The organism is Aeromonas simiae (genome assembly GCF_014892695.1).
GTDB classification, from domain to species: Bacteria; Pseudomonadota; Gammaproteobacteria; order Enterobacterales; family Aeromonadaceae; genus Aeromonas; species Aeromonas simiae.
The window spans coordinates 617,723-638,261 of sequence record NZ_CP040449.1; the positions used below are offsets into that span (position 1 = coordinate 617,723).

Genomic DNA, 20,539 nt, shown 5'->3' on the forward strand with positions numbered 1-20,539 from the left:
AAACGGAGGTAAATGAATGGCAGAAGTATCGGTAAAACAACTTGCCACTGACATCGACACACCGGTTGATCGTCTTCTCCAGCAGTTTGTCGCGGCCGGCATCGAAAAGAGCGCGGCCGACGATATGGTTAGCGAGTCTGAAAAGCAGACTCTGCTGGCTCATCTGAAGAAACAGCATGGTGGCGATGTCACCCCGGCCCGCATGACTTTGCAACGCAAGACCAAGAGCACGCTGAGTGTTCAGGGGACTGGCGGCAAGAACAAAGAAGTGCAGGTTGAGGTGCGTAAATCTCGCACCTATGTGAGACGCTCGGCGCTGGAAGATCAGCAGCGTCAGGAAGCCGAAGAAAAAGCGCGTTTGGAAGCGGAAGAGAAGGCCCGCAGCGAAGCCGAAGAGAAGGCTCGCATCGAGGCTGAAGAGAAGGCTCGCCGTTCGGCTGAGCAGGCTCGCCTGGAAGCTGAGGAAAAGGCGCGAATCGAGGCAGATAAGAAGGCTCGACAGGCTCAGCAGCAGCCCGCCAAAGCAGCCGGTAGCACAGCTCAGCAAGAGGCAGAGAAGATGGCCAAGCGCGAAGCAGAAGAACTGAAGCGCCAACAAGAAGCGGCCGCCCTTCAGAAGGCGGAAGAATTAGCAGCCAAAAAGGCGGAAGAAGCCCGTCTGATGGCAGAAGAGAACGCGGCCCGTTGGGCCGAGGAAGAGGCCAAGCGTGCCAGCGAGAGCAGTGACTATCACGTCACCACCTCCAAGCATGCTCAGGCTGCCGAAGACGAACAGGACAGCAAAGAAGAGAGCCGCCGCCGTAGCGCCGCTGCTCCCAAGGGGCCCAAGAAGACCGGCCGTCGTGATGATGACCGCGATGATCGCAACCCGCGTGCCCGTAAGGGTAAGCGTGGCAAGATGGCGACCCCGAACGCCATGAAGCACGGCTTCAACAAGCCGGCTGCTGCCGTGAACCGTGACGTCGTGATCGGCGAAACCATCACCGTTGCCGAATTGGCCAACAAGATGGCGGTCAAGGGCGTGGAAGTCATCAAGGCGATGATGAAGATGGGCGCCATGGCCACCATCAACCAGGTCATCGACCAGGAGACCGCTCAACTGGTCGCCGAAGAGATGGGCCACAAGGTGGTGCTGCGTCGTGAGAACGAGCTGGAAGAGGCGGTACTGTCTGATCGTGACGAGACCTCCGAAGCCAAACCGCGTGCACCTGTGGTCACCATCATGGGCCACGTTGACCACGGTAAGACCTCGCTGCTCGACTACATCCGTAAGGCTAAGGTCGCGGCGGGCGAAGCCGGTGGCATCACCCAGCACATCGGTGCTTACCATGTTAAGACCGAAAGCGGCATGATCACCTTCCTGGATACCCCGGGTCACGCAGCGTTTACCTCCATGCGTGCTCGTGGTGCCAAGGCCACCGATATCGTGGTGCTGGTCGTGGCGGCCGATGACGGCGTGATGCCGCAGACCGTCGAAGCGATCCAGCACGCCAAGGCCGCGGGTGTACCGCTGGTGGTGGCTGTTAACAAGATCGATAAGCCGGAAGCGGATCCGGATCGCGTCAAGACCGAGCTGGCTCGCTATGACGTCATGTCCGAAGACTGGGGTGGCGACTGCCAGTTCGTGCATGTCTCCGCCAAGTCTGGCCAAGGTATCGACGAGCTGCTCGACGCCATCCTGATCCAGGCCGAAGTGCTGGAGCTGAAGGCCGTTTATGACGGCATGGCCAATGGCGTGGTGATCGAATCCTTCCTCGACAAGGGCCGTGGCCCGGTTGCCACTGTGCTGGTACAGGAAGGGACCCTGCGTCAGGGCGACATCGTGCTGTGCGGTCTCGAATACGGTCGTATTCGTGCCATGCGTGACGAGCTGGGTAAAGAGATCAAGGAAGCCGGCCCCTCCCTGCCGGTGGAAATCCTCGGTCTGTCCGGCGTGCCCTCTGCCGGTGACGAAGCCACTGTCGTACGTGACGAGAAGAAGGCCCGTGAAGTGGCACTCTATCGTCAAGGCAAGTTCCGTGAGGTCAAGCTGGCTCGCCAGCAGAAGGCCAAGCTGGAGAACATGTTTGCCAACATGACCGAAGGCGAAGTCTCCGAAGTGAACGTGGTGCTCAAGGCCGACGTACAGGGCTCTGTAGAAGCCATCTGCGACGCGCTGGTCAAGCTCTCCACCGACGAGGTGAAGGTGAAGATCGTTGGCTCCGGTGTTGGTGGTCTGACCGAAACCGACGCCACCCTGGCCGCCGCGTCCAACGCCATTCTGCTGGGCTTCAACGTTCGTGCCGATGCCTCTGCTCGCAAGGTGATCGAGGCCGAGAGCCTGGATCTGCGCTACTACTCCGTCATCTATGACCTGATCGACGAAGTGAAGCAGGCCATGAGCGGCATGCTGGCGCCGGAGTACAAGCAAGAGATCATCGGTCTGGCCGAAGTGCGCGACGTGTTCAAGTCGCCCAAGTTCGGTGCTGTTGCCGGCTGTATGGTCACCGAGGGCGTGGTCAAGCGTTCCAACCGTATTCGTGTGCTGCGTGAGAACGTGGTGATCTACGAAGGCGAGCTGGAGTCCCTGCGCCGCTTCAAGGATGACGTTAACGAAGTCAAGAATGGCTACGAGTGCGGCATCGCGGTGAAGAACTACAACGACGTTCGCGTTGGCGACCAGATCGAAGTGTACGAGACCGTTGAAATCCAGCGTACTCTGTAATTCGAAGGTTCAAGATGGGGGGCTTCGGCCCCCCTTTATCGCAGGTGTAAAAACATGGCGAGAGAATTTAGTCGGACCCGTCGGGTCGGACAGCAGATCCAGCGCGAAATCGCACTGATCTTGCAGCGCGAGGTCAAAGACCCGCGTATCGGCATGGTGACCGTCTCTGACGTGGAGGTCTCCCGTGACCTCAACTATGCCAAGGTTTATGTCACCTTCCTGCAGCTCGACAACGATGCCGAGCGAATTAAGGAAGCCCTGGCCGCCCTCGGCGAGGCCGCCGGCTACATCCGTAGCCTGCTCGGCAGTGCCATGCGTCTGCGCGTGGTGCCTGAGCTGCGTTTCTTCTATGACGAGACGCTGGTCGAGGGGATGCGCATGTCCAATCTGGTGACCAACACCATCCGGGATGACAAGCGTCGTATGGCCGAATCCGGTCGCAATGAAGAGGATGAAAGCTGAAGATGTCTCGCAGACGTCGTTTCAAGGGCCGTGAAGTACACGGTATCCTGCTGCTCGACAAGCCGGCTGGCCTGACTTCCAACGATGTGTTGCAGAAGGTCAAGCGGATTTACAACGCGGCCAAGGCGGGTCATACCGGCGCGCTCGATCCCCTGGCGACCGGCATGTTGCCGATCTGCCTCGGTGAGGCCACCAAGTTCTCCCAGTTCCTGCTCGACGCTGACAAGCGTTATCAGGTGACCGCCAAACTCGGTGTACGCACCGATACCAGCGATGCGGATGGCGAGGTGGTCAGCGAGCGCCCGGTCAATGTTGCCATGGGTGACATCATCGAGGCGCTCGACAAGTTCCGCGGCCCCATCATGCAGGTGCCGTCCATGTATTCGGCGCTCAAGCACAACGGTCGCCCGCTCTATGAATATGCCCGCGAAGGCATTGAAATTGAGCGTGAGGCCCGCCCCATCACCATCTATGAGCTCAAGCTCATCAGTGTGGAAGGGGATGAGGTGAAGATGGAGGTGCATTGCAGTAAGGGCACCTATATCCGCTCCCTGGTCGATGATCTTGGCGAGCTGCTCGGCTGTGGCGCCCACGTGACTGCCCTGCGCCGTACCCAGGTGGCCAGCTATCCCTATGAGCGGATGCTGACCCTGGAGCAGCTCGAGTGCATCTTCGAGCATGCCCGTGCCCAGACCGTGCCGCCACGCGAGCATCTGGATCCGCTGCTGCTGCCGATGGACACTGCCGTGGCTTCCTTGCCCGAGGTGAATCTGCTGCCGGCGGTTGCCGCCTATGTCAACCAGGGCCAAGCGGTTCAGGTGGCAGGGGCGCCGCAAGAGGGCCAGGTGCGTATGACCGTTGGCCCGGAGCGCGAGTTCATCGGCGTTGGCGAGATCGACGAAGAGGGGCGGGTTGCACCGCGTCGTCTGGTGCGTCTCGGCGGCGAAGAGGCCTGATGGCTAGGTGGTATCGCCATGGTGATTGCCAAGAACGGCAAAAATGGTATGATACCGCCCTCATTTCACGGCTGAATTAGAGATCGGCTGTGAACCTTTAAACACTCTGTTGGAGTAGACTCATGTCTCTAAACGCTGAAATCAAGGCTCAAATCGTAGCCGAACACGCTCGTGGCGCTAACGACACCGGTTCCCCGGAAGTTCAGGTTGCCCTGCTGACTGCCCAGATCAACCACCTGCAAGGCCACTTCAAGCAGCACGCCAAGGACCACCACGGTCGTCGCGGTCTGCTGCGCATGGTTTCCCAGCGTCGTAAGCTGCTGGACTACCTGAAGCGTAAGGATGTAGAGCGTTACGCTGCTCTGATCGCCAAGCTGGGTCTGCGTCGCTAATCGACGGCAAGATTTCACGCAAAAAGGGGAACCGAAAGGTTCCCCTTTTTTCGTTACGGCGTATGCAACCCTGATGCGACGCCGCTTACCTTTTAACTCGAATCAAGTATACTTGGGCGCGAAATTGAAAGGCCAAATTGATAAAAGGAAATTCACGTGAATCCTACTGTTAAGTCATTCCAATACGGTCAGCATACCGTCACTCTCGAAACCGGCATGATGGCCCGTCAGGCTACCGGCGCGGTCATGGTCAGCATGGACGACACCTGTGTGTTCGTTACCGTGGTCGGCAAAAAAGAAGCCGATCTGAGCCGTGACTTCTTCCCCCTGACTGTCAACTATCAGGAGCGTACCTACGCTGCTGGCCGTATCCCGGGCGGTTTTTTCCGTCGTGAAGGTCGTCCGAGCGAGGGTGAAACCCTGATCGCCCGTCTGATCGACCGTCCGATCCGCCCGCTGTTCCCGGAAGGCTTCCTCAACGAGGTTCAGGTGGTTGCCACCGTGATGTCCGTTAACCCGCAGGTTTCCCCGGACATCGTGGCCATGATCGGCGCCTCTGCCGCGCTGGCCGTCTCTGGCATTCCTTTTAATGGCCCGATCGGCGCCGCCCGCGTCGGTTACATGAACGGTCAGTACCTGCTGAACCCGACCGTGAGCGAGCTGGCCAACAGCCAACTGGATCTGGTGGTGGCGGGTACCGCCAGCGCCGTGCTGATGGTGGAGTCCGAAGCCTCCGTCCTGCCGGAAGACGTCATGCTGGGCGCCGTGGTTTATGGCCACGAGCAGATGCAGACCGTCATCAGCGCCATCAACGAGTTTGCTGCCGAAGCCGGTGCCAAGCCGTGGGATTGGGTTGCTCCGGCCGTCAATCAGGCTCTGAAGGACAAGGTCGCCGAGCTGGCCACCGCCGAACTGGGTGAAGCCTACCGCATCACCGAGAAGGCTGTGCGTTACGAGACCATCGGCGCCATCAAGCAGCGCGTTATCGAGCAGCTGGTTGCGGCTGACGCCACCTTGGATCCGAAGAAGATCGGCGAAGAGTTCCACAACCTGGAGAGCCGCATCGTCCGTGGCCGCGTGGTGCGTGGCGAACCGCGTATCGACGGTCGTGATCCGCACATGGTGCGTGCCCTGAATGTGGCCACCGGCGTGCTGCCGCGTACCCACGGCTCCGCCCTGTTCACCCGCGGTGAGACTCAGGCCATGGTGGTTGCCACCCTGGGCACCGAGCGTGACGCTCAGAACATCGACGAGCTGACCGGCAACCGTGCCGATCGCTTCATGCTGCACTACAACTTCCCGCCCTACTGCGTGGGTGAGACCGGCATGATGGGCAGCCCGAAGCGCCGTGAAATCGGCCACGGTCGTCTGGCCAAGCGCGGCGTCGCTGCGGTAATGCCGAGCGCCGACGAGTTCCCGTACGTGGTGCGCGTGGTCTCTGAGATCACCGAGTCCAACGGCTCCTCCTCCATGGCCTCCGTGTGCGGTACCTCCCTGGCCCTGATGGATGCCGGTGTGCCGATCAAGGCCTCTGTAGCCGGTATCGCCATGGGTCTGGTGAAGGAAGAAGATGGCTTCGTCGTGCTGTCCGACATCCTGGGTGATGAAGATCACTTGGGCGACATGGACTTCAAGGTGGCCGGTACCACCGAGGGCGTGACTGCCCTACAGATGGACATCAAGATCGAAGGCATCACCAAGGAGATCATGGAGATCGCCCTGAAGCAGGCCCGTGACGCGCGTCTGCACATCCTGAAGGTGATGGACGAGGCGATTGCCGCCCCGCGTGCCGAGATCTCCGATTTCGCCCCGCGCATCCACACCATCAAGATCAGCCCGGAGAAGATCAAGGATGTCATCGGCAAGGGTGGCTCCGTGATCCGCGCCCTGACCGAAGAGACCGGCACCAACATCGAGCTGGATGATGACGGTACCGTGCGTATCGCTGCTGTGGACGGCGATGCCGCCAAGGAAGCGATCCGCCGTATCGAGGCCATCACCGCCGAGGTGGAAGTGGGCCGCATCTACGAAGGTAAGGTGGTGCGTCTGGCCGACTTTGGTGCTTTCGTCAACATCCTGCCGGGCAAGGATGGTCTGGTACACATCTCCCAGATCACCGAAGAGCGCGTGCAGAATGTGGCCGACTACCTGAACATCGGTGACATGGTCAAGGTGAAGGTACTGGAAGTGGACCGTCAGGGTCGCGTCCGTCTCTCCATCAAGGAAGCCAATGCCGATGCCGCCGCTCCTGCGCCGGCCGCCGCCGAAGCGGCGCCGGTTGCTGCCGAAGAGCCGGCCGCCGAGTAAGGCTCTGTCATGAAAAAGCCGCCCTATCGGGCGGCTTTTTTTATGGTGATGGCGCTGGCCCTGTGAAGGGGGCTTCACCCTTGCCCATCGGTTGTCCCCTCATCGCGTTCTGACGGCTCTCTTCGTGTTGTTGCCGCGCCGCTTCTTGGTGGCGTTGAGCCTCGCAGGCCAATGAGCGCGGCGCCGCCTGTTAATGCGCTTCTCTTATTCTTTCCCCTGCCCACCTTGTTCCCCTTCGTGAAGAGCAGTGCATTGCTCTTTTTGGGCATGGGTCAGCACTCGGTATGGCGCGATAGTGAAAAGGCGAGGGCGGGCAGATCTCTAGGCTCCAGCGTAGCGGCACGGGGAGTTCAACTAGGGGCATCCGGTTTTAGCCATGTCATCTCAGTCTGAAAAACACGGGGAGAAAGAAGATTTTTTTATAAAAAATGTCAGAAGACTTCATTTTTTCAAAGGGACGGTCGTTTCTCTTTCTTTGTGACTCGAGAGCTGCTTTGCAGCGTGTAACTTTAAGGAAAACAAGACAATGGCTATCTCCATCCACACCAACTACTCCTCCCTGGTAACCCAGAACCAACTGAACAGCACCAACAGCTCCCTGAGCACCGCGATGCAGCGTCTGGGTACCGGCCTGCGCATCAACAGCGCTGCTGACGATGCCGCTGGTCTGCAGATGGCCACCCGTCTGCAAGCCCAATCCAACGGTCAAGCACAAGGCATGCGTAACGCTCAGGATGCCATCTCCATGCTGCAGACCGCGGAAGGCGCCATGGACGAGATGACCAACATCGCCCAGCGTATGAAGGATCTGGCCACCCAGGGCGCGAACGACACGGCCAGTGAGGCTGACCGTCAAGCGATTGTGGATGAAATGACCGAGCTGGCTGCCGAGCTGGAAAATATCCGTGACAACACCCGTTTCGGTGGCGATCAGCTGCTGACCGACGACGGTAAGTTCGGTAAACAGGGTGGCGTAACCTTCCAGATCGGTGGTAACTCTGATGAGAAGCTGGAGCTGGATGCCAGCACCAACGTACAAGCGGTCAACGCTCTGATCGATGGCGCCAAGGAAGCAATCGCTAAGCTCGGTGGTAGTGAGGAGCCGGAAGAAGGTGGTACTCGCGCTGTTGGTGGTAGTGCTGATTTCAGTGGCTTGATGGATAAGATCGCGGATAGCCTGGACGATATCGGTACTGCCCGTTCCCAGTTCGGTGCCAATATCAACCGTCTGGAGCACACCATCAGCAACCTGTCCAACATGAAAGAAAACACCGACGTGGCCCTTGGTAACGTGATGGACGCTGACTACGCGGCGGAAACCACCAGCATGACCAAGAACCAGATGCTGATGCAAGCCGGCATGTCTGTTCTGTCCAAGTCCAACCAGATGACCAGCATGGTAACCTCCCTGCTGAACTAATCCGGTTGCTGGCGGGCCACCACTTGTGGTGGCCCGTTGTTTTGGTCCCCTCATCCGCGTTGGGTGCCTTCTCTGCGCCATTTCGGGGTCATAACCAAGCCGCCTCGTGGCGGCTTTGTTATGACTGCCGCATAAAACTCAATGGAGTACTTAAGTTATGCAGATCAATCCCGCTTCCCTGGCCGCCCAGTTGGTGGCCGCTGAACGCCTCAATACCGATGCGTTGCATCAAAAACAGCAGAGCAGCCTGCAAGCCCAGAGCTCTGCCTACAGTTCGCTCAGTAGCAAGACCAAAGCCTTCCAGAGCATGCTCAAGGATCTGAACGATCCCGCCAAGATGCAGGCGCAGAAGACGACCATCTCCGATGAGGGGTTTCTGACTGTCACCTCCAATGGTGAAGCCAGCTCGGGGCAATACAACTTCCAGTCCAAGCAGGTGGCGACCTCCCACCAGGTGGGGATTGAGCTCGATGGTGATTCGGCCATCCCCAACGATGGTATTCTGACCGTCAACGTGGGTGACGAGGAGATGGCCATTGATCTCTCGACGCTGCCGTCCAATGCCAATGCGAAGGACTTGGCCGACGCCATTAACAACTCCAGCAGCAACCCTGGGGTGAAGGCGACGCTGGTGCGTACCGATGGCAAGACCAATTTGGTCATGACCAGCACCGAGACGGGTGAAGCGAATCAGATCAGCGTCAACTATACCCCGGTTGCCGGGAGCGAGGCTTCCGAGGCGTTTGCCAGCGCCGTGGATAACATGCGTGAGCTGAGCCCGGCGCAAGATGCGATTCTGGTCATGGGCTGCGGTCCTGGCGCCCTGGAGATCAAGCAAGGCAGCAATACCTTCGAGAACGTGGTCGATGGCCTGACCATTGAGCTGACCAAGGCGCAGCCGGCGGATAGCGGCCCTTTGCAGGTGTCAGTCAGCCAGGACAGCGAGGAGATGACCGAGGCGCTGAAGAAGTTCGTTGATGATTACAACGAGCTGATGGATGACCTCAACAAGATGACGGCTTCCGGTGGCGCCTTGTATGGTGACTCCACTGCCCGTGGTCTGAAGAGTACATTACGCAACAGTGTGCGGGATCTGCCCAATGGCATGACGCTTTCCGATATCGGCATTAAGACTGACCGCGAAGGTAAACTGAGTTTCAGCTCCACTGACTTTAACAAGGCGCTGGAGAAAGACCCGGAAGTCCTCGGTAAGGCCATGCTGGGGGATGATGGTCTGCTCAAGCGTATGGAAAAGAGCCTGGACAGCTACACCGCTCGTGATGGCATCATCAAGCAGCGGGAAGAGACGATAGAGCGTAGCCAGAAGCGTCTGGAAGAGAAGATGGAGGCGTTTGATATGCGCATGGAGGCTTCTTACCAGCGCTACTTGAAACAGTTCACCGCCTTGAACCAGATGGTTGAAAGTGCACAGTATCTCTAAGTGAGTACCTAATGTTTGAACAAGACGATCCGTTTGCGGCCTATCAACAGGCTGCAACCCATGCCAAGGCGGCCAGTGCGAATCCGCATCAGTTGGTGCTGATGCTGGTCGATGGTCTGCTCGATGAGATCTCCCGGGTTGAGGGGCACATCATTGCCCGTCAGCTTGATCGTAAAGGACAATCGGTCTCCCGCTGTCTGGATATCCTCGGTGGTCTCGACAGCGCCCTTGATATGGAGCAAGGGGGGGAGCTGGCGCTCAATTTACACAAATTGTATGACTACTGTGGTCAGCGTTTGTTTGAGGTGAGCGTGAGCAACCGTGTTGAGGGGTTGCAGGAAGTGCGCAACATCATCGGTGAGCTACGCATCGGTTGGGAAGGCATGGCGCGCCATCAGACTCGCTAATGAGTGGGCGGATGGCCGTGTTGTCCCTTGGCAAGGAGAGTCTTGATGAAACTAAATGAGCACCAGGCAAAAGTCGGGCAGCAACTGCGTGCGTTGAGCCAGCGCTTGCTGATCCAGGCCCGCAACGGGGGATGGAGTGCGGTGCAGGCGCTGGATGTGACCTTGGCTGCGACCGCTCGCCGTCTGGCCAAGGACCCTGAACTGTGGCAGGCCCTTGAGCCGGTGCGCCAGATCATTCGGGCAGAGCATGCCGAAGCGCGTGAGTTGTGCCGTATCGAGATGGAGCGCAGCCTGAAAGTGTGGCAGGCGATGCGCAGGCAATCGGAAGGGTTGCGTGCCTATGAGGAGGTCGCGGGAATCTAGCGCGGCGCCTCTTTGCTCTCTTTGCGACTTCATAAGCCTATCCATGACCGGATAGGCTTTTTTATTGCGCGCCGGGGGAGGAAGGGGCCCAGGAAGCGCTTCGTTGTGAGGGCTCCTGCCACAGGGGATCTTGCGCCATCCGCTCCACCAGAAAATCGATGAAACTGCGCAGCAGGGGGGACATCTGCTTGCGCGTGGTATAGATGCCATAGACCCCGAGCCGGCGGGGCTCCAGCTTGGTCAGCAAGGGAAGCAGCTCACCGCGCTCAAGGTGGTCGGCCACCGAATAGAGAGGCTGCATGCTGACTCCGCTGCCCAACAGGGTACTTTTGAGCAGCAGGTTAGAGGTGTTGGCGCTCAGGTTGCCGCTGACCGGCACTGATTCGGGGCCATCCGCCCCCTCAAACTGCCAGAGGCTCTTGCCAAAATAGGAGTAGGTCAGGCAGTTGTGCAGGGCGAGATCCTGTACCCGCTGCGGTGTTCCGTGAGCCTTGAGATAGGCCGGACTGGCGCAGACCACGGAGCGGCAGCAACCGAGGCGGCGAGCAACCAGATTGGGATCGAGGTCGTTGGTGATGCGCAATGCCAGATCGATGCGCTCTTCCACCAGATTGACGGTGCGATCCAGTTGCAGGATGTCGATAGCCGTCCCGGGCCAGCGGGAGAGATACTCCTGAGCGGCCTGCATCAGAAAGGCATCAGCCAGTGAATAGCTGCAAGTGACCCTCAGTTGCCCCTTGGGGGCGTCGCCGGCATGAGCGGCCAGCCGCTCCATCTCCTCGCCCAGCGCCAACATGCTGCGCGCCCGAACCAGCGTCTCTTCACCGGGGCCGGTCAGGCTCAGACGCCGGGTGGTGCGATGCAGCAGGCGGGCCCCCATCCATCCCTCCAGCTCCCCCAGGTAGCGCGATACCATGGCGCGGGACATGTCGAGCCGCTCGGCGGCGGCGCTGAGGCTGCCCTGCTCGACGACGGTGACAAAAACCTGCAGCGCAGTCAGTCTATCCATGTTATTTGCTCGATATATGCAACGGTGAAGTCACTATTATGCGGTATTTGGCATAAAAATGATCCAATAGACTGTTCCCATCGACACCGACCCACGATGAGGCAACACCATGAAACACACCCTGCTGACCCTGACTCTGGCTTCCACCCTGGGCAGCGCCGTTGCGGCGCCGTTGAACATCCAGGTTTATAACCCCGGTGACAAGGGGATATTCCCGGTTTCCTCCGAGCTGGTGACCGGCGAGAAAGAGGCCATCTTGGTGGATGCGCAGTTTGATGTGAAAAATGGCCAGGCGCTGGTCGATCTCATCAAGCAGAGCGGCAAGCAACTGACCACCATCTATATCAGCGCCGGGGACCCCGATTATTACTTTGGTCTTGAGCCGATCCTGGCCGCCTTCCCCGACGTCAAGGTACTCGCCAGCCAGCACGTGGTTGACCACATCAAGGAGACCAAGGACGCCAAGCTGGCCTACTGGGGCCCGATCCTCGGCAAAGATGCGCCCAAGAGCCTGACGGTGCCGCAGGTGTTGACCGCCTCCCAGTTGACCCTGGAGGGTGAGACCATAGAGGTGAAGGCGATGAATACCCCGAGCGCCTTCCTGTGGGCCCCTTCGATCAAGACCGCCTTTGGTGGGGTGGCGGTCTCCAGCGGCGTGCATGTATGGATGGCGGATAGCCAGACTCAGGCGGCGCGCGGTCAGTGGGTTGAGACCCTGGAGCAACTGCTGGCACTGCAACCTGAGCGCGTCATCCCCGGCCACTTCCTGGGTCAGGAGATGAAGGGGGCCGAGGCCGTCAGCTTCACCCGTGACTATGTACTGCGTTTCGAGGCCGAGCTGGCCAAGAGCAAGGACGCGGCGGCTCTTATCGATGCGATGAAGCAGGCTTACCCGGCTCTGCCCGTGGACGATGGCCTGGCTATCGGCGCCAAGGTCGCGACCGGTGAGATGAAGTGGTAAGCGGGGACTGGCCGGGCATCGCCCGGCCTCATGAGAGCACAATGATGAATCCGACCCTCCTTCACTATGTTTACGACCCGCTCTGTGGTTGGTGCTATGGCGCCGCTCCTCTCTTGAAGGCGGCGGCAGGTGTGCCGGGCCTTGCCATCGAGTTGCACGCTGGCGGATTGTGGCTCGGCGCCCGCCGCCAGCCCATGGGGGCGACGCTGCGTCAGCATGTACGCCCCCACGATGAACGCATTGAGGCGCTGACGGGCCAGCATTTTGGTGAGCGCTATTTCAATTCGCTGCTGCTCGATACTCGGCTGACCCTCGATTCTGAACCTCCCATCCGCGCCATCATGGCGGTGACCGCTCTGGGGGGCGATGGCTTGGCGCTGTTGCAGCGTATCCAAACCTCTCACTATCGGGATGGTCTATGGGTGGGCGATGTGGCATTCCTGGCCGCACTGGCTGCCGAGCAGGGGGTGGAGGAGGCTGACTTTCACGCCGCTTATGCGGCGGCGCCACTGGATGAGCACCTAGCCCAAAGTCAGCAATGGCTGCGTCGCCTCGGGGGCCACGGCTACCCGACCTTGGGGGTGGAGCGGGATGGCGTGCTGATGCCACTATCGCCCTCGTTTGGCGAGCCGGATCACTTCCTAGCCCAGTTGCGCGTGGTGAGTTGAAATAAACGGACTCAGGATCCTGGTCGTCCGGCCGATAAGAGAGGGTTAACCCGTACATTCGTTCAGTGTATTACTCTCTTACGTTATGCTCTGTTGTGTTGCCGGTCGTGTTCGCCGGTATGAAGAGCAAAAGGATGCCAGCTATGTTCAAAAATCTGTCGATTGGTCAGAAATTAGGTTGTGGTTTTGCCGTGCTGGCTCTCTTGGTGGTGGGGTTGGCGTGGTTTTCCAGTGCCCAGCTCTCACGCCTTAACGACGATACCTCGCGTCTGGCCGACAATATGCTTCCCTCTGTGGCTAGCTCAGGCAAGATCAACGCTTACTTGCTGGATACTCGTCGCCTTGAGCTGGTGTCGGTGATCGGAGCGATTAGCAATGACCCGGCCGAAATCGAAGATGGGATCAGTAAGTTCAACCATCTCAAAGAGACCTTTGACGCCGAGCTGGCACATTACGGCTCTCTCCCCTTCAGCACCCCGGAAGAGCGCAGCAATTACGATAAGCTGCGCAGCGCGACCAATCGTTACTTCCAGCTCCATGAGCAAGTGGTGGCGGCCATTCGCCAGCAGGAGCTGTCCAAGGTAACGGCGCTGCGAAAAAATGAGACCCGCCAGGCCTTGGAAGAGGCGATGGGGTATGCCAATCAACTGCGCGAGATCAACGAGCGTATCGCTTTCGATCAAACCAATGAGAGTCATCACGCTTATACCCAGTCACGCAATATGGTGCTAGGGGCCAGCTTGCTGACCATCCTGTTGCTGGTGGGGCTGGCCTGGTGGCTGACCTAGCAGGTGCGCCGCCCCGTGATGGCCCTGCTGGATCAGACCCGCAAGGTTGCTGCCGGCGATCTGGGTAGCCGCCTTGAACGCCAGCACTTTAACAACGACGAGCTGGGTCAGTTGGCCCATGGCTTTGGCGAGATGCAAGACAGCCTGCGCCGGCTGGTGAGCGAGGTCTCCGGCTCTGTGGTGCAGTTGGGCTCGGCCGCCGAAGAGATCAGCGCCGTGGCGAGCCAGTCGGCCGGCAACATGAACAGCCAGCAGCACGAGCTGAACCAGCTTGCCACCGCCATGAATGAGATGCAGGCCACGGTGCAGGAGGTCTCGCGTAATACCAGCGATGCCGCCGATGCGGCGGGTCAGGCCAGCCAGCGCGCCGAGCAGGGGGCGCAGACGGTGCAGGAGTCGATTCGCCGTATCGAGCAGGTCGCGACGGCCATTGAGAGCACCGCCCGTGTCATCGAGCAGTTGGGCGAAGACAGCCGCAACATCGGCGTGGTGCTTGAGGTGATCCGCGGTATCGCCGATCAGACCAACCTGCTGGCCCTTAACGCCGCCATCGAAGCGGCCCGAGCCGGTGAGCAGGGGCGTGGTTTTGCGGTGGTGGCCGATGAGGTGCGCACTCTGGCCAAGCGAACTCAGGACTCCACGACCCAGATCAACGCCATCATCGCCGAGTTGCAGCAACGGGCGGAGCAGGCCGGCAGCACCATGGCGCATAGCCAGGAGATGATGAGCGAGACGGTACTGACCGCCCGTGAGGCGGGCGGCGCGATTGCCGAAATCAGCGGCGCCGTGGGCAGCATTTCCCAGATGAACATCCAGATAGCCACAGCCACCGAGGAGCAGGGGGCGGTCAGTGAGGAGCTCAATCGCAATGTGGTTAACATCAGTCACGCCTCGGAGGAGGTCGCGGCCGGGGCCAATCAGATGGCCCAGGCGTGCAACGATCTGAACCATCTGGCAACCCAGTTGCAAGATATGGTGCAGCGTTTTCGGGTTTGACCCTGCTCAGGGCTGGAAAGGGGCGCCGTGGCGCCCCTTTTTTATCGCACCTCACAGGAGCGAGCATCGATGCTGGTGGCAGGCGGAGTTCTGGTCTAGCTTATTACTCCCATTTTTCAGCAGGGAGAGATGTATGACCCCCTATCAGGCCATCGCACTGGATATGGATGGCACCTTGCTCACCCGGGACCACCGCATCTCGGCAGCCACCAGAGAGGCGCTGGAAGAGGCGCGTCGCCGCGGAATCAAGGTGATCCTGGTTACTGGCCGCCACTATATGCTGGCGCGCCCCTTTCACCACGAGCTGGGGCTTGATACCCCCATCATCTGTAGCAACGGCGCCTACCTCTATGACCCGGTGCATGACGGCATAGTGCGGGGCGATCCCTTGCCCAAACCGGCGCTGGCGACCCTGCTTGAGGTGCTGGACGGGGAGAGCATGGGGGCGCTTATCCATCTTTCAGAGGGGATTGCCTATCTCGGCTGTCAGGAGCAGGTGACCAAGATGCGCAACTGGTCGGCGCGTCAGCCCGAGCACCTGAACATCACCCTGTTGCCGCTTGAGGCGCGCCCCGACCTGCTGGCTGAGTCGGTGTGGAAGTTCGAGCTGTTTGGTGACGATCCTGCCCAGTTGCACGACGTGGTGGCCAGCCGGGTGCAGCCGCTGCCACTTAACCAGGATTGGGCCGCGCCCTATGCCATCGAGCTGGTTGACCGCCGATGCAGCAAGGGAAACCGGCTGACCCAGTGGGCGGCCAGTGAGGGGATCGACATGGCGCAGATCGTGGCGTTTGGTGACAACAACAACGACATCAGCATGTTTGCCCAAGTCGGGTTGGCCGTGGCCATGGGCAACGCGGCGTCTCAGATCCGGGCGCAGGCCCACAAGGTGACGGCGGATCACAACGAGGATGGCATCGCCCTGGCGCTGCAACGCTGGGTGTTGGCCTGATGGCGAAGAGGGCGAGCGCGGCGCCCTCTTTGGGTTACAGCTTGAACTCGATCACCTTGGGTGGGTTGCGCAGGCGCCAGATCTCCTCTTGCACCGCCTCGGCGTGGCGTATCATGCGGTAACGCTGGCTGCGGTAGTAGTCGAGTTCGTCCCCATCGCTGCTACGCATCTTTCGTTCAACGGCGCCTATTTCGTCATCCAGGCGGCGCAGCTCATCTTGCAACTCAGCAATACGCTGGTTCAGCAGGTACTCGTCGCGACCGCGCTGATATTGCTTGAGGAAGCTGGCGTCATTCGGGCAGACCCCGAGATACTCGACCCCATCGCGCCCCTTGCTGTAGGCCAGCTCGGGGATGCAAAACAGCTCAAGCCCCTTCTGGTAGCCGCGCTTCCACTCCGTCTCGTCCACCTTCACCCCATATTCGTTACAGCTCTCCCGGTATTTGGGGATCTCCTGCTGGGTGCGGCCGCGCTCCCCATCTTGGTAGCCAAGGTTGTACCAGCTGGCGTTGCGGCACTCCTCCTCAGAGAGGGTCGAGCAGGCGCCAAGCAGCAGAGGGAGGGTCAGGATCAACAGACGTGAGGGCATGGTGAGACTTCCTGGTCATCGGGATGGCGGCATTTTAGGGCCGAACGTGGCCGGCGCAAAGAGGGGAAGTGGGCCCTCTTGGCCGGGGTTCGCGGCGCACCGCCCGCATGGGGGCGCCCCTTCGACAGCAAGGGCCCTACGATGGCGTGGAGGAGCTAGCATCGACCGCAGGCCAGAGGCAGGTGCGCTGGTACTGGATCTGGTGGCCCTCTCCTGCCGGGCTCTGCCAGCTCAGGTGTAGCACGCCGAAGTGGCCGAGGCGGCGCAGTTCGAACTCATAGTCATGGCACGGCTCGGCGCTCACTCGCCCCCCTTCGGGTGAACGGGGCAGCCGGTAGTAATAGGTCAGCTCGGGACCATCGGTGAGCCGGGCGCCAATGCCCTCTTGCTCCCGCGTGGCCAGGCGTTGGCGCAATGAGAGCGGGGCATCGATGGCCTTCTGGTAACGCAGGCCGCCCAGGGCGGCGAGCTGCTCCTCAAGCCGGTGCAGCTCATCGTCCAGGACGCTGATGACGTGGCCGAGCTGGCGCTGCTGGGGGGTGGCACAACCGGCCAGCAGCAAGGTGAGCAGCAGTGGCAGTCGCTTCATGGGGAGGCCTAGAGCAGGGGGTGGATGGGAGGCGCGCCGGCCAGCAGATCCCGCAACCGGGTGAGCCCTTCGGCGAGCAGGGCATCGCTCGATGGCTGGCTCAGGCTCAGGCGCACCCCTTGAGGAGCGGCAAACTGGCCGGCGGCGAACAGCTCACCGCTGGTGACCCCGACCCCGGCGGCATCGGCGGCGGCGGCAAACTCCTGGCTACGCCAGGGGGGCGGCAGTGGCAGCCAAGCGTGCATGGCGCCGTGTTGCCAGCGGGCATCCGGTAGCAGGTGGAGCAGCAGTTCAGCGCGGCGATGCAGGATGCGCCGCTGCTCTTCGAGCAGCGGGGTCAGCCCTTGCCCCAACAGACGCGCGGCCACCTCGAGCAGCAGGGGGCTCACCATCCAGCTCGACAGGCGCATCGCTTGGGCCAACGCCATGCGCAGCGAAGGGGGGCAGAGCAGAAAGCCGACTCGCAGCCCACCGCAGGCGATCTTGGCCAGGCTGCCGAGGTGGATCACCCGCTCCGGCGCCAGCGTCACCATGGGGGCCGGTCGCCCCGCAGGCAGCAAGCCGTTGACGTCATCTTCCACCACCCACACCCCGTGCCGCTCGCACACCGCCAGAATGTCGCGGCGCCGCGCCTCGCCCATCATACCGGTCGTGGGGTTTTGCAGGGTGGGGGTGAGGTAGACCAGCCGTGGCCGGCGCTGACGGCAGGCCGCATCAAGGGCCTCGGGCAGCATGCCTTCTTCATCCATCGCCACCGCTATCACTTGGCAGTTGAGCTGGCGCGCCGCCCCCAGCAGGCCGGGATAGGTCAGCCCTTCACAGGCGATCGCCTCCCCGACACAGCCGATGCCGAGCAGGGTCAGCATGATGCCGTGCTGGGCGCCGTTACAGAACAGGAAGCGGTCGTGGCTGGCCGGGATACCGAGCCCCGCTAGCCAGTCGATGAAGGCCTGGCGTTGGTGGGGGCGGCCTGCTTCCTGATCGTAACCAAGCAGCCGGTTGAGATCCCCCTCATCGGCCACCTGATGCAGCAGGGGGGCCAGCATGGCGGCCCTGTCGATGGGCACAGGCAGGTTTTGCCACAACTCGATGCGCCCCTCTAGCTCTTCACGCACCGGCCAGTCGGCAGGCTTTGACTCGCCGTGCTCCCGAACCCAGGTGCCGTTGCCGACCCGGGCGGCGAGTAGGCCGCGCCGCTCGGCCTCGGCATAGGCGCGGGTGATGGTGCCGACCGTGACCCCCAGCCGGTCGGCTAGAGCGCGCTGGGTCGGCAGCCGGCTGCCGGGGGGCAACTGGCCGGCGGCGATGGCCTGGGCGATGGCCTGGGCCAGCCGCAGGTAGAGGGGGCCCTCGTGGGCCGAGAGGTTGGGAGTCCAGATTGTCATGGTGACAATAAAACAATTGATCGGATTATTTCGGCAATATAGCGTGAATTCGAGACAATAAATAGCGCGATACGTGGATTGTATCGATGCAATCACAGTTCGGGAGCGAGAGATGATGACGATGGAATGGGTGGTTACCCTGTTTGGATTTGCGCTGCTCACCTGCGGGACGCCGGGGCCGAACAACCTGATGCTGACCGCCTCGGGGGCTAACTTCGGGATGCGGCGCACCTTGCCACACCTGCTGGGCGTCAGTGTCGGCCAGCCGGTGTTACAGCTAGTGCTGGCGCTCGGCCTCTATCCCCTGTTTGAGCGCTGGCCCTTGCTGCGGCTCGCCTTGCAGTGTTTTGGCAGCCTCTATCTGCTGTGGCTGGCATGGCGCATTGCCGTGGCCGGGGCGCCCGGCGATCCGGTGCGGCGCAGCCGTCCGCTGACCCTGCTCGAGGGGGTGGCGTTTCAGTTTCTCAACCCCAAGGCCTGGATGATGGGGATCTCGGCCATCAGCCTGTTCACCCGCGAGGGGGCCGGCTACTGGCCGAGCCAGCTGGTGGTGATGGGGGCCTTTGTGCTGGTGGCGCTGCCAAGTTGCGGAGTCTGGGTGCTGTTTGGCCAGCAGTTGGGCCACTGGATCCGCTCCGAGCGTGGTTGGCGCCGCCTTAACGGCACCCTGGGCGGGCTGACCGCCCTGTGTGTGGTGATGCTCTGGATGTAGGGGCTGCTTGCGTCTGATGAAGGCGGTGCTGCATATTGAGTGCCTTTGCTCCGTAGTAATGAGGTTGAGATGGATCTGAACTGGCTACTGCCCCTAGCTGGGTTTGCCTTGGTGACCTGTGGCACCCCGGGCCCTAACAATATGTTGCTCACCAGCAGTGGGGCCGCCCAAGGATTTCGCCGCAGCCTGCCCCTATTGGTGGGGGTGGTGGGGGGGATCAACCTGATGATCCTGGCCACGGCACTGGGGCTCGGAGTGCTCTTCGAGCGGCTGCCGCTGCTGCATGCGCTGCTCAAGGTGGCCGGCTCGCTCTATCTGCTCTGGCTAGCTTGGAAGGTGGCCACGGCATCGGGCCCGGCGGAGGGGCATCGCCCCCTCATTGCGGCCCATCAGGGAGCACTGCTGCAACTGCTCAATCCCAAGGCGTGGATGATGGCGCTCTCTGCCATCGGCGGTTTCACCCTGGCCGGGGAGGCTTACTGGCCTTCCGCCCTCTGGGTGCTGGCCATCTTTTTCTGTACCGGCCTTTATACCGGCGCCTTCTGGGTGGTGTTTGGCGCCCAGGTACGGCGCCTCATCAGCACGCCGCGCGGTTGGCGGCGGTTTAACCTCGGCATGGGGATCGCCACGGCGGCCTGTGTGCTGATGATCTGGATCTAGACGTCTGTCTTGTTGGCCCTGCGGGGCCTTTTTTGCTCATAAGGAGTGGGTTATGCGTTGCATCGGTGTGCTGGGGGGCATGAGCTGGGAGTCGACCGTGAGCTACTATCAGGCGCTCAACCGGGGCGTGCGGGCGCGCCTCGGTGGTTTGCACTCGGCGCGAGTCCTGCTGCACAGCGTGGATTTTGCCGAGATTGAGCGGTTGCAGGTGGCAGGGCAATGGGACGCGGCGGGATTGGCGCTGGCAGAGGCGGCCCGCTCCCTTGAGCTGGGCGGCGCCGATTTTCTGCTGATCGCCACCAACACCATGCACAAGGTGGCCGGTGTTATCGAAGCGGCGGTGGCGATCCCGCTGCTGCACATCACCGATGCAACCGGGGAGCGGCTGGTGGCCGACGGGGTGCGCAAGGTGGGGCTGCTTGGCACTCGCTTTACCATGGAGCAGGATTTCTACCGGGAACGCCTCACCGAGCGCTTCGGCCTTGAGGTGCTGGTGCCGGACGAGGTGGGACGCGAGCGGGTGCACCGCATCATCTATGACGAACTGTGCCTTGGACAGGTGCATGAGGCTTCGCGGCAAGCCTATCTCGATATCATCGCGCAGCTGGCGAAAGAGGGGGCAGAAGCGGTGATCCTGGGGTGTACCGAAATTGCCCTGCTGATTGGGGAGTGCCACAGCGCGGTGCCGCTCTACGACACCACGACGCTGCATGCCGAGGCGGCGGTGGTGCGGGCGCTGGCCGATTAGCTCGGCAATTCCTCCGTCAGATCTCATATA

19 protein-coding genes and 1 pseudogene are annotated in these 20,539 nt (G+C 61.1%); 16 read left to right on the forward strand and 4 right to left on the reverse strand.

Features of this window, described 5'->3' with window-relative positions:
* Nucleotides 1-16: 16 nt before the first annotated feature.
* From infB to FE240_RS02965, 9 genes are all read left to right on the forward strand, one after another.
* Nucleotides 17-2,704, forward strand: a complete 2,688-nt coding sequence (infB, locus tag FE240_RS02925; protein WP_042046767.1) for a translation initiation factor IF-2 — start codon at nt 17-19, stop codon at nt 2,702-2,704.
* A 54-nt stretch (nt 2,705-2,758) separates the two neighbouring features.
* Nucleotides 2,759-3,166 (forward strand): 30S ribosome-binding factor RbfA, encoded by a 408-nt coding sequence (rbfA, locus tag FE240_RS02930; protein ID WP_042046766.1) that lies wholly within the window; start codon nt 2,759-2,761, stop codon nt 3,164-3,166.
* A gap of 2 nt (nt 3,167-3,168) precedes the next feature.
* The gene (truB, locus tag FE240_RS02935) at nt 3,169-4,122 is read left to right on the forward strand and encodes a tRNA pseudouridine(55) synthase TruB (RefSeq protein ID WP_042046765.1); all 954 of its coding nucleotides are present in this window, start codon (nt 3,169-3,171) and stop codon (nt 4,120-4,122) included.
* A 122-nt stretch (nt 4,123-4,244) separates the two neighbouring features.
* On the forward strand, nt 4,245-4,514 hold the full coding sequence (gene rpsO / locus FE240_RS02940; RefSeq protein ID WP_042046764.1) for a 30S ribosomal protein S15: 270 nt from the start codon (nt 4,245-4,247) through the stop codon (nt 4,512-4,514).
* Between the two features lie 156 nt (nt 4,515-4,670).
* Nucleotides 4,671-6,821, forward strand: coding sequence for a polyribonucleotide nucleotidyltransferase (gene pnp, locus FE240_RS02945; protein ID WP_193003312.1), 2,151 nt, complete (start codon nt 4,671-4,673; stop codon nt 6,819-6,821).
* 526 nt (nt 6,822-7,347) lie between these two features.
* Nucleotides 7,348-8,241 (forward strand): lateral flagellin LafA, encoded by an 894-nt coding sequence (gene lafA, locus FE240_RS02950; RefSeq protein ID WP_193003313.1) that lies wholly within the window; start codon nt 7,348-7,350, stop codon nt 8,239-8,241.
* Nucleotides 8,242-8,398: 157 nt separating this feature from the next.
* The gene (fliD, locus tag FE240_RS02955; RefSeq protein ID WP_193003314.1) at nt 8,399-9,682 is read left to right on the forward strand and encodes a flagellar filament capping protein FliD; all 1,284 of its coding nucleotides are present in this window, start codon (nt 8,399-8,401) and stop codon (nt 9,680-9,682) included.
* A gap of 11 nt (nt 9,683-9,693) precedes the next feature.
* Nucleotides 9,694-10,089 carry a flagellar export chaperone FliS gene (gene fliS / locus FE240_RS02960; protein ID WP_193003315.1) on the forward strand — a complete coding sequence of 132 codons (396 nt, stop codon included), beginning with the start codon at nt 9,694-9,696 and terminating at the stop codon, nt 10,087-10,089.
* 45 nt (nt 10,090-10,134) lie between these two features.
* Nucleotides 10,135-10,452: a LafX gene (locus tag FE240_RS02965; RefSeq protein WP_193003316.1), complete on the forward strand. Its 318-nt coding sequence runs from the start codon at nt 10,135-10,137 to the stop codon at nt 10,450-10,452.
* A 61-nt stretch (nt 10,453-10,513) separates the two neighbouring features.
* On the opposite strand, the gene FE240_RS02970 is transcribed toward FE240_RS02965, so the two are convergent.
* Entirely contained in the window at nt 10,514-11,461 is a 948-nt protein-coding gene (locus tag FE240_RS02970) for a LysR family transcriptional regulator (RefSeq protein ID WP_193003317.1), read from the reverse strand.
* Between the two features lie 109 nt (nt 11,462-11,570).
* Here FE240_RS02970 and FE240_RS02975 point away from each other — a divergent pair, with 109 nt between their 5' ends.
* The 4 genes and pseudogenes from FE240_RS02975 to FE240_RS02990 all read left to right on the forward strand — a co-directional run bounded on the left by FE240_RS02975 (nt 11,571) and on the right by FE240_RS02990 (nt 15,826).
* Complete coding sequence (locus FE240_RS02975; RefSeq protein WP_193003318.1) at nt 11,571-12,422, forward strand: Vmh family MBL fold metallo-hydrolase; 852 nt, start codon at nt 11,571-11,573, stop codon at nt 12,420-12,422.
* A 44-nt stretch (nt 12,423-12,466) separates the two neighbouring features.
* Entirely contained in the window at nt 12,467-13,090 is a 624-nt protein-coding gene (locus tag FE240_RS02980) for a DsbA family protein (RefSeq protein ID WP_193004420.1), read from the forward strand.
* A 143-nt stretch (nt 13,091-13,233) separates the two neighbouring features.
* A pseudogene (locus FE240_RS19035) lies at nt 13,234-14,874 on the forward strand (methyl-accepting chemotaxis protein).
* A gap of 133 nt (nt 14,875-15,007) precedes the next feature.
* Nucleotides 15,008-15,826, forward strand: a complete 819-nt coding sequence (locus tag FE240_RS02990) for a Cof-type HAD-IIB family hydrolase (RefSeq protein ID WP_193003319.1) — start codon at nt 15,008-15,010, stop codon at nt 15,824-15,826.
* A 34-nt stretch (nt 15,827-15,860) separates the two neighbouring features.
* On the opposite strand, the gene FE240_RS02995 is transcribed toward FE240_RS02990, so the two are convergent.
* From FE240_RS02995 to FE240_RS03005, 3 genes are all read right to left on the reverse strand, one after another.
* Nucleotides 15,861-16,415, reverse strand: a complete 555-nt coding sequence (locus FE240_RS02995) for a DUF2799 domain-containing protein (RefSeq protein WP_193003320.1) — start codon at nt 16,413-16,415, stop codon at nt 15,861-15,863.
* Nucleotides 16,416-16,551: 136 nt separating this feature from the next.
* Complete coding sequence (locus tag FE240_RS03000) at nt 16,552-17,004, reverse strand: hypothetical protein (RefSeq protein ID WP_193003321.1); 453 nt, start codon at nt 17,002-17,004, stop codon at nt 16,552-16,554.
* Between the two features lie 8 nt (nt 17,005-17,012).
* The gene (locus FE240_RS03005; RefSeq protein ID WP_193003322.1) at nt 17,013-18,389 is read right to left on the reverse strand and encodes an aminotransferase-like domain-containing protein; all 1,377 of its coding nucleotides are present in this window, start codon (nt 18,387-18,389) and stop codon (nt 17,013-17,015) included.
* A gap of 115 nt (nt 18,390-18,504) precedes the next feature.
* Between FE240_RS03005 and FE240_RS03010 the strand changes: the two genes are divergently transcribed.
* The 3 genes from FE240_RS03010 (at nt 18,505) to FE240_RS03020 (ending at nt 20,509) form a co-directional block, all read left to right on the forward strand.
* Nucleotides 18,505-19,101, forward strand: coding sequence for a LysE family translocator (locus tag FE240_RS03010; RefSeq protein ID WP_193004423.1), 597 nt, complete (start codon nt 18,505-18,507; stop codon nt 19,099-19,101).
* A gap of 69 nt (nt 19,102-19,170) precedes the next feature.
* Complete coding sequence (locus FE240_RS03015; protein WP_193003323.1) at nt 19,171-19,761, forward strand: LysE family translocator; 591 nt, start codon at nt 19,171-19,173, stop codon at nt 19,759-19,761.
* Between the two features lie 52 nt (nt 19,762-19,813).
* On the forward strand, nt 19,814-20,509 hold the full coding sequence (locus tag FE240_RS03020) for an aspartate/glutamate racemase family protein (protein ID WP_193003324.1): 696 nt from the start codon (nt 19,814-19,816) through the stop codon (nt 20,507-20,509).
* Nucleotides 20,510-20,539: the final 30 nt, after the last annotated feature.

What these genes read in the sequence shown, in the direction of transcription:
- infB (WP_042046767.1), top strand. Translation starts at nt 17, where the DNA reads ATGGCAGAAGTATCGGTAAAACAACTTGCCACTGACATCGACACACCG.
- rbfA (WP_042046766.1), top strand. Translation starts at nt 2,759, where the DNA reads ATGGCGAGAGAATTTAGTCGGACCCGTCGGGTCGGACAGCAGATCCAG.
- truB (WP_042046765.1), top strand. Translation starts at nt 3,169, where the DNA reads ATGTCTCGCAGACGTCGTTTCAAGGGCCGTGAAGTACACGGTATCCTG.
- rpsO (WP_042046764.1), top strand. Translation starts at nt 4,245, where the DNA reads ATGTCTCTAAACGCTGAAATCAAGGCTCAAATCGTAGCCGAACACGCT.
- lafA (WP_193003313.1), top strand. Translation starts at nt 7,348, where the DNA reads ATGGCTATCTCCATCCACACCAACTACTCCTCCCTGGTAACCCAGAAC.
- fliD (WP_193003314.1), top strand. Translation starts at nt 8,399, where the DNA reads ATGCAGATCAATCCCGCTTCCCTGGCCGCCCAGTTGGTGGCCGCTGAA.
- fliS (WP_193003315.1), top strand. Translation starts at nt 9,694, where the DNA reads ATGTTTGAACAAGACGATCCGTTTGCGGCCTATCAACAGGCTGCAACC.
- FE240_RS02965 (WP_193003316.1), top strand. Translation starts at nt 10,135, where the DNA reads ATGAAACTAAATGAGCACCAGGCAAAAGTCGGGCAGCAACTGCGTGCG.
- FE240_RS02970 (WP_193003317.1), bottom strand. Translation starts at nt 11,461, where the DNA reads ATGGATAGACTGACTGCGCTGCAGGTTTTTGTCACCGTCGTCGAGCAG.
- FE240_RS02975 (WP_193003318.1), top strand. Translation starts at nt 11,571, where the DNA reads ATGAAACACACCCTGCTGACCCTGACTCTGGCTTCCACCCTGGGCAGC.
- FE240_RS02980 (WP_193004420.1), top strand. Translation starts at nt 12,467, where the DNA reads ATGAATCCGACCCTCCTTCACTATGTTTACGACCCGCTCTGTGGTTGG.
- FE240_RS02990 (WP_193003319.1), top strand. Translation starts at nt 15,008, where the DNA reads ATGACCCCCTATCAGGCCATCGCACTGGATATGGATGGCACCTTGCTC.
- FE240_RS02995 (WP_193003320.1), bottom strand. Translation starts at nt 16,415, where the DNA reads ATGCCCTCACGTCTGTTGATCCTGACCCTCCCTCTGCTGCTTGGCGCC.
- FE240_RS03000 (WP_193003321.1), bottom strand. Translation starts at nt 17,004, where the DNA reads ATGAAGCGACTGCCACTGCTGCTCACCTTGCTGCTGGCCGGTTGTGCC.
- FE240_RS03005 (WP_193003322.1), bottom strand. Translation starts at nt 18,389, where the DNA reads ATGACAATCTGGACTCCCAACCTCTCGGCCCACGAGGGCCCCCTCTAC.
- FE240_RS03010 (WP_193004423.1), top strand. Translation starts at nt 18,505, where the DNA reads ATGACGATGGAATGGGTGGTTACCCTGTTTGGATTTGCGCTGCTCACC.
- FE240_RS03015 (WP_193003323.1), top strand. Translation starts at nt 19,171, where the DNA reads ATGGATCTGAACTGGCTACTGCCCCTAGCTGGGTTTGCCTTGGTGACC.
- FE240_RS03020 (WP_193003324.1), top strand. Translation starts at nt 19,814, where the DNA reads ATGCGTTGCATCGGTGTGCTGGGGGGCATGAGCTGGGAGTCGACCGTG.